At 43.2% G+C, this 8,603-nt stretch carries 6 protein-coding genes; 2 read left to right on the top strand and 4 right to left on the bottom strand.

Annotated features, from left to right (window positions below):
- Positions 1 to 19: 19 nt before the first annotated feature.
- Positions 20 to 706, bottom strand: coding sequence for a DsbA family oxidoreductase (locus HADU_RS09370; protein WP_004813526.1), 687 nt, complete (start codon positions 704 to 706; stop codon positions 20 to 22).
- Between the two features lie 326 nt (positions 707 to 1,032).
- Here HADU_RS09370 and HADU_RS09365 point away from each other — a divergent pair, with 326 nt between their 5' ends.
- Positions 1,033 to 1,392 (top strand): hypothetical protein, encoded by a 360-nt coding sequence (locus tag HADU_RS09365; RefSeq protein ID WP_227499351.1) that lies wholly within the window; start codon positions 1,033 to 1,035, stop codon positions 1,390 to 1,392.
- 49 nt (positions 1,393 to 1,441) lie between these two features.
- Here the strand turns inward: HADU_RS09365 and HADU_RS09360 are convergent, their stop codons facing one another.
- The 3 genes from HADU_RS09360 to ompR all read right to left on the bottom strand — a co-directional run bounded on the left by HADU_RS09360 (position 1,442) and on the right by ompR (position 5,829).
- Entirely contained in the window at positions 1,442 to 2,959 is a 1,518-nt protein-coding gene (locus tag HADU_RS09360; RefSeq protein ID WP_008305630.1) for an acetyl-CoA hydrolase/transferase family protein, read from the bottom strand.
- 205 nt (positions 2,960 to 3,164) lie between these two features.
- The gene (locus tag HADU_RS09355; protein WP_004813519.1) at positions 3,165 to 4,625 is read right to left on the bottom strand and encodes an ATP-binding protein; all 1,461 of its coding nucleotides are present in this window, start codon (positions 4,623 to 4,625) and stop codon (positions 3,165 to 3,167) included.
- A 439-nt stretch (positions 4,626 to 5,064) separates the two neighbouring features.
- The gene (gene ompR / locus HADU_RS09350) at positions 5,065 to 5,829 is read right to left on the bottom strand and encodes a two-component system response regulator OmpR (protein WP_004890528.1); all 765 of its coding nucleotides are present in this window, start codon (positions 5,827 to 5,829) and stop codon (positions 5,065 to 5,067) included.
- Between the two features lie 326 nt (positions 5,830 to 6,155).
- On the opposite strand from ompR, the gene HADU_RS09345 reads away from it, so the two are divergent.
- A complete protein-coding gene (locus HADU_RS09345) occupies positions 6,156 to 8,507 on the top strand; it encodes a Tex family protein (RefSeq protein WP_008305628.1) in 2,352 nt (783 codons plus the stop codon).
- Positions 8,508 to 8,603: the final 96 nt, after the last annotated feature.

Raw genomic sequence — 8,603 nt, 5'->3', positions numbered from 1 at the left:
TTTTTTTATGTGTCTTATCTTATTCAGATTTAGGCAGATCACATTGATCATCAGTACATTGTTCTGCAGCAGCCTGCGGTGGCTCTAGCGCTTTTTCTAGAACCTGTACAAATACTTCCTTGGGTTGGGCACCCGCCAAGGCAATACGCTGGTCAAATACAAAGAACGGAACACCTGTAACTTTCAACTGGTCGCGTGCAATTTCCTGATCGAATTTAACGAAATCTGCATATTCTTCTGAATTCAGCACGTCATCAACTTCAACAGGATTCAGACCTATACGGGCTGCTACATCTTCTAAGGTTTCACGCTCTCCAATGGCTAGACCTTGGGTCATATAACTATAGAAGAAAGCTTCTTCAGCTTCGTTACCTAAACCTTTGCTCTGGGCAAGATGGATAATACGGTGAGCGTTAAAGGTATTGCCTGAGTTGGCACCTTCCCAGTTAAACTCGATACCTTCTGCCTTGGCCATCTCGGCAATATTACGTTGCATTTCTTCGACTTCTGCCACAGTACGGCCATATTTCTGCGCAAGTCTTTCAGAATTAGAAATTTCCTGACGTACAGGTGCTTCAGGATCAAGCTGGAAGCTATGCCAGTGAACTTCAAGTTCTACACCTGCCTGTTCTGCAGCAGCTTCTAAACGTTTTTTACCGATATAACAAAAAGGGCAGACCACATCCGACCAGATATCTACGCGCATGAAATTTCCTAAATATTTCTATTAGGAGAAGTATGAGGGCATATAGCCAGAATTTAAAGGTTGAATAGGTCGAAAGAACTAGGGAGAAGATTAAAGAATTTTAAATTTTAGACATTCTTTATTACTTAACTTGTCTTTGGTTATTCGTCTGAATATTCACGTTTTTTGTGAAATAGTTCAATGAATAGCATAGATCTGTTGGGGATATTTTATAAAATAATGATAAGTGTTTGATCTTATTGTGAATTAAAATGCTATTTTGATATTGCTGAAATTTAGGAGGCAGTGCTATGAATAGGGTCTGTAGCTATACATGCGCTATGTTAATGGCAGGGATTCAGCTTCCAGCAATTGCAAGTTTTTTTGATTCATCTGATTTTGAACATTTGGATGATGATTTACTTGCGCTGGTGTCAGGACAGGATCGTTCATTTCAAACAAAAACAGATTTATATCGGGCTGATACATTGCAAAGAATGACGCCGCAGGGTTTCCCAGTAGCTGCACAGAGTAATCAGGAGAGTTTGAGTTTATTTAATAGTGTATTTCAGTTTAATGAAAAAGGGCAGTTAACCTTACAGATCAATCAGGATGTAGTATCGATTGGTGTGATTGAATGTTCTTTAAGTATTCACGGTCTCTCAGAAGTCAGAAGAATCCTTGGTGATCAAATCAAGTTTAATTAAGTTTTGCCGATAAAAAAACGCCCCGAAGGACGTTTTTTTATCAACTCAATTATGCAGATTTAGCTTCTTTTACAGAGACTAACATCGAACCAGTTTCTTCAAAGTTTGCATGCCAGCTCAGCGCTTCATTTAGAAGGTGAGGTGTCTGACCACCACGTACACATGCACGATCAAAGTAGTCATTTAATGCATCTTTGTACATTGGGTGTACACAGTTGTCGATGATGGCACGAGCACGCTCACGTGGCGCTAAACCACGAAGATCTGCCAGACCCTGTTCAGTTACAAGCACATCTACGTCATGGCCAGTATGGTCAACATGAGATGCCATTGGAACAACAGATGAGATGTCACCGCCTTTGGCAATTGACTTGGTTACGAAGATCGCAATGTGCGCATTACGCGCGAAGTCACCTGAACCACCGATACCGTTCATCATTTTGCTACCACATACGTGAGTAGAGTTCACGTTACCGTAGATATCAAACTCAAGTGCAGTGTTAATACCGATAATACCTAAACGACGTACCAGTTCAGGATGGTTGGAAATTTCTTGCGGACGTAATACAAGTTTATCTTTGTATTGCTCAAGATTGTTAAATACTTTCTCGCCGTATTTTGCAGAAAGGGTAATTGATGAGCCTGAAGCAAATTTCATTTTACCCGCATCGATCAATTCGAAAGTACAGTCTTGCAGTACTTCTGAGTACATGATCAGGTCTTCAAAATTAGACTCTTTCAGACCAGTCAATACGGCATTTGCAATTGAACCGATACCGGCCTGAAGTGGGCCTAAGTTTTTCGGTAAACGTTCTGCTGCTACTTCTTTTTCGAAGAAAGCAATCAGGTGATTTGCGATAGATTGAGTCTCATCATCCGGAGCTGTTACTGTAGATGGAGAATCGTGGTATTCACTGTTAATTACGATACCGACAATTTTCGCCGGATCGATGTTGATTGCATGTGTACCGATACGCTCATCTACTTTAGTCAATGGAATCGCTTGACGTGTTGGACGATAGGTCGGGATATAGATGTCGTGTAAGCCTTCAAAAGCTGGGCTTAAGTTTGTATTGATTTCTACAATCACTTTTTCTGCAAAAATTGCAAAGCTTGCAGAGTTACCAACTGAAGTTGTAGGAATAATGCCGCCGTCTTCAGTAATCGCAACCGCTTCAATCACTGCTACATCTGGTTTTTTCAGCTGCTGGTTACGCATCTGTTCAACAGTTTCAGACAAATGCTGATCGATGAACATCACTTCACCCTTGTTGATTGCTTTACGCAGGGTGTTGTCGACCTGGAATGGCAAACGACGTGCCAATACACCAGCTTCTGTTAATTGCTTGTCCAGGTCATTCCCTAGAGAAGCCCCAGTGATGAGGGTGATCTTTAATGGGTTCGCTTTTGCCTGCTGTACCAGCGCCAGTGGAACCGCTTTTGCTTCACCTGCACGAGTGAAGCCACTCATACCTACAGTCATGCCATCTTCGATGAACTGAGCTGCCTGTTCTGCACTCATTACCTTATTGTGTAGGGATGCTAAACGGATACGGTCTAAAGACATTTGAACTCTCTTAAATTCCTGAATACTGATACGGATTGTACCGATCAAAAAAAGTATTTTGCATAGGTGTTAGGCTAAGGTCTAATTTTTTAGCCAAATAGGGGTATAAAAATAAATGATGATTTTTAACATATTGAATAATATATTATTTATATAAATAAGAAATTAAATCCTAAAAATAAAATGTATAAATATTAATCTATTCTTAAAAGTGACCAGTGATACTTTGTCGGATTTTGTCGAGCGTGGTCGGGGTCGCAGTCTGTTCTGGTTCCGCTTGATGAATTGGTAGTGAAATGATGGCTTCCAATCCACCTTCAGGTCCATTATGAATGTATAGTTCACCAGAATGAATATCGACAATCCGTTTTACAATGGCCAGTCCCAAGCCACTACCCTGAACAGTACGAGCCGAATTACCTCGTACAAAAGGCTGCATGAGATCTTCAATTTGATCCTCTGGAATGCCTTCACCATGATCAGCCACTTTGATTAACAGTCGATCCTGTTCAATCTGGGCCGAGAGTTCAACTGGTTCGGCACCATAGCGTTTTGAATTGTTAATCAAGTTACCAATCAATCGCTTAAGCGACATACTGCGGGCTTGGATCAGTGGTAATTCCTGAGGCGTAAAGCGGATATCAAGCGGCTTAAACTGGGTAACCAGTTCTTGTAGTAGGGTATTGACATTGGTTTCTTGTGGCTCTTCATCGGAACCATCGCGCATAAAGGAAATAAACTGATTTAAAATTGCATCCATGTCCTCGACATCATAAATCAGACCTTCTTTGAGGAAATCTTCGTCTGGCATCATCTCGGCACTCAGGCGGATACGAGTCAGAGGCGTGCGCAAATCATGTGAAATACCAGCGAGCATAATCCGGCGTTCACGCTCGGTCTGTTCTAGCGTATAGATCATATGGTTAAAGGCATTGTTTACTTGACGGATTTCAAGTGGCCCATGATTGGTATCCAGATAGGGTGCAGAACCAGTTGCACTATAGCTATTCGCGGCTTCCTGTAAGCGACGTAGCGGACGATTCAGCTGACGGACCAAAGTCAGAATAATAATGCCAGCAATCAATGGTGTACCCAGCAACCAGCCAAAAATCAGTTCAGGGCTATAGTTAGCATAGGTTTTTAAAGGTTCACGAACCCAATGACCATTCATTTCAGGCGTTTGAATCCAGATCTGTGGACTCGGCTTAAACTGGAAATATACAGTTGCCCGGTCAATACGTAATTCTTTTGCCAGCTTTTCCTCAATTTTACTGGTAAAAAATTCGGCAATCACTTTTTCACGAATATTGGGATACTGTGCAGGGTCGGTAATATACTCAATCCCAATACGGCTTTTTAAATAATCATCGATATCTACTTCCTGATCATGGTGATACAGGCGCAGGCTAGGATTATTCAGGATTTCCAGTTCAACAGCGAGATAGCGGGCATGTTGCTGAATTTCCGGCAAATAAAGAGTTCGCCAGAAAAACCAAATCGACATCACCAGACTGAACAGGACCACAAAAACCACAAGTACCGCGGTTCGCATTGCAGCTGAACGTGGCTTGATTTTGTCGAGAAAACGTTCCATACGGGTACGTTTCTTTTCCGAGTAATGGACAAAATCAGTAAATTCTTGTGGGTCGATGGGGTCGAGTTTCACTGCACAATCCTGTGTTATTACTTCAGCAAATGATTAGAATTCTTTTATAAATAATTTTTTAATTACTATAAAGAAAGTTCCCTCTCCTTATAGGAGACTTGCGGAGCATGCTCCTCAGGGAGAGGTTTTACTCAAAAATCACCTCATCCTCTTACGAAGTAATGCATATCACATCCAAATTAAATTATTTCGAATTTAGATGAGGCTTGAAACCTTCGGTTCGACCTACTTTTGTTTTGGCAAAAGTAGGCAAAACCATCTTACGGAGCAGGGCTCCTCATCGCAAAACTCGTCAAAATGCATTAAGTCATCAAGTGGTCGCAGAAACATTAGAGATGAATACCTCCTACCTCAAACAGCTGCGAATGAATTTGTCACGTAATTCAAAATCAGAAAGGTATATACAGACAATTCATCTTATTTTTCTGATACGAAAAAATTACTCCGCACCATCTGGAACAAAGACATAACCCACACCCCATACTGTCTGGATATAACGCGCACGAGCCGGATTTTCCTCTACCAGACGACGCAGGCGAGACACTTGCACATCAATCGAACGTTCCATTGCCCCCCATTCACGACCACGTGCCAGATTCATCAGCTTGTCACGTGTTAACGGTTCACGTGGATGCTGTACTAAGGCTTTTAATACAGCAAATTCACCTGTTGTGAGGGTTACCACCTGACCTTCACGCGTTAAGGTACGGGTAGAAAGATCAAGTGACCATGGACCAAAGCTAACCACTTCCATTTGCTGGCTTGGCGCACCTGGTACTTCACGCACCTGGCGACGTAATATGGCACGGATACGTGCTAATAACTCATTTGGATTGAATGGTTTAGGTAAATAGTCATCCGCACCGGCTTCAAGTCCTGCGATACGATCCGAGTCGCTACCACGTGCTGTCAGCATGATGATTGGTGTATCGATATTGGACTGGCGTAAACGACGACAGATACTCAGACCATCCTCAACAGGGAGCATAAAGTCGAGCACGATCAGAGAAAACAGTTCTCGCTGTAGCAGTCGGTCCATTTGAGTAGCATCATGCGCAGTCTTGACCACAAAACCCTTATCTTCTAAAAAGCGTTGCAGCAAGGTACGTAAACGGACATCGTCATCGACAACCAGAATGCGTTCTACCCGATCGGTTTCGGTATGTACTGCATCGGTTTTTTCAGCGGGTACAACTAAACTCATAAGGTGCTCCTTTATTCTTTATTGTCGTCTTAAACAAAAACTAATAGATGTCTTGAGTATACGATTCATTTATAGCGATTGACTATGCTCTAAAGCAACAAAAATTGCAGTTAAAATCAAGGGATGGATACCAAATATATACAGGCAAATGATAAAAGTTTCGCAAATATGAGGCGGTCATCGCCTGGATCTAAACGTCATTCTTCAAATATTGAACAACACTGTCATAATTCATAAAGATAAATTAATAAAAACAATTGTGGATTTTATAGGCCTGGTCTTTATAATCATGCCATTTAGTACTTATCCTTGTGGGATCAAACACGATGACTGACTTAGTTCAGCAGTTGGCAAAAGAACTTGCCGTACGTCCAACTCAAGTAGAAGCTGCCATCAAACTTATTGATGAAGGTGCCAGTGTTCCATTTATTGCACGTTACCGTAAAGAAGTAACGCAGGGCTTAGACGATACGCAACTACGCCAGCTCGATACGCGTTTATCATACTTGCGTGATTTGTATGAGCGCCGTGAAAAGATGATTGAATCACTCAAAGAACAAGATAAATTATCTGATGATTTATTGGCGCGGGTAAATGCGGCAGAAACCAAAAATGCATTAGAAGAAATTTACGCGCCGTACCGTCCAAAACGTACCAGTAAATCATTCAAAGCCAAAGAAGCTGGTCTTGGTCCGATTGCAGAAAAAATCTTTGCTGAAGCGGTTGATCCTGCCGAAGCACTTGCGGGCTTTAGCCATGAAGATTATCCAGATCAAGAAAGCCAGTTGGATGCGATCCAGCACATCCTGATTGATGACTGGGCACAGAACATTGCGCTGACCACTGAGCTGAAAGCCACATTTGCAAAAACTGCCATTTTAAAAAGTTTGGTAGCCAGTGAAGAGAAAAAAGAAGTTGGCAAGAAATTCCGTGATTATTTCGACTTCTCTGAAAATCTGAACAAAGTTCCTTCACATCGTTTACTGGCAATGCTGCGTGGCCGTCAGGAAAATGTCCTGGGCCTGAAAGTGGATGGCGAAGACGATGCTCCATTGGCGCGTATTGAAACCGAATATAATCTGGATGCCATTCAGCCCCAGTCTCGTCAGGATTTCCTGAAACAGACTGCAAAGCTGTTCTGGCTGGGTAAAGTCCGTCCAAGCATCGAACATTCTTTATTGACTGAAAAACGTCTGGCTGCTGAAGCAGAAGCGATGCAGGTCTTTGCTGAAAACCTGCGTCATTTGCTGCTTTCTGCACCCGCTGGTGCGCGTACGACACTGGGTGTAGACCCTGGCATCCGTACCGGTGTAAAACTGGCAGTCGTAAATGAATCTGGCGATGTTCTTGCACACAGCACCATTTATCCGTTTGCACCAAAAGACGATAAGGAAGGTTCACTTGCTGAACTTGCTCGTCTTTGCCGCGAGTTCAATGTCGACCTGATCGCGATTGGTAATGGTACGGCAAGCCGTGAAACTGAAGCGCTTGTGGCTGAAATGATGGCTGCCAATAGCGACCTGAAACTGACTCGTGTTTCTGTGTCTGAAGCAGGCGCTTCTGTTTATTCTGCTTCTGAATTGGCTTCTCAAGAGCTTCCAGAGCTGGATGTGTCGATTCGTGGCGCGGTTTCGATTGCACGCCGTTTACAGGATCCATTGGCTGAACTGGTGAAAATCGATCCAAAATCGATTGGTGTAGGTCAGTATCAACATGATGTGAACCAGACTGGTCTGGCGAAAACCCTTGAAGCAGTGGTAGAGGACTGTGTGAACTCGGTCGGTGTGGATGTAAATACTGCATCTGCTGCGATCCTAGGTTATATCGCAGGTCTGAACAAATCAATCGCGCAGCAAATCGTGGACTTCCGTAAAGAAAATGGCCGTTTTGACAACCGTCAGGACCTGAAAAAAGTGCCACGCCTAGGCGAACGCACTTTTGAACAGGCAGCGGGTTTCTTGCGTATCCAGCAAGGTTCAGAGCCACTAGATGCGTCTGCAGTTCACCCAGAGTCTTATCCACTGGTATCTAAAATTGTTGAAGCGAAAGCAACGACTGTAAAAGACATCATTGGTAATACTGAAATCATTCGCCAGGTCAATGCTGAAGAGTTTGTCGATGACAAATTCGGACTGCCAACCGTTCAGGACGTTTTGGCTGAACTGGAAAAACCAGGCCGTGACCCGCGTCCAGAATTCCGTACCGCAAAATTCCGTGATGATATTACTGAAGTGGCTCAATTGACTGAAGGCATGCAGCTGGAAGGTGTAGTTACCAATGTGACTAACTTCGGTGCTTTCGTGGATGTTGGTGTACATCAGGACGGTTTGGTACATATTTCTGAACTAGCGAATGAATTTGTGGCTGATCCGCATAAAGTGGTGAAACCAGGTCAAATCGTACAAGTTCGTGTACTGAACGTCGATGTTGAACGTAACCGTGTCAATCTGTCGATGCGTCCTGAAGGTTCGGAAGCACCAGTGAAAGCGCCACGTCAACCACGTCGTGACAATGAGCAACGTGGTGAGCGCAAGCCACAAGGCAAACGTCCACAGCATGCGCGTCCGCAAGGTGACCGCCCGCATGGCAAGAAACCTCAAGCGGCTAAGCCACAGGAAAATAAAATTGGTGGTTTAGGGGCATTGTTATTGCAAGCCGGGATTAAAGGTTCGAAGTAATCTTTAATTACTAACTTAGATTAGCATTTGAAGTGCAACACCATGTTGTTGCCATAATACCTGACTCGGACTTTTAAAGCCGAGTCTTTTTCTTGG

Source organism: Acinetobacter sp. HA, from assembly GCF_000264725.1.
Lineage (GTDB): Bacteria > Pseudomonadota > Gammaproteobacteria > Pseudomonadales > Moraxellaceae > Acinetobacter > Acinetobacter schindleri.
Note: the sequence above shows the minus strand (reverse complement) of the source record. Positions and strands in the feature narration are given on the sequence as shown.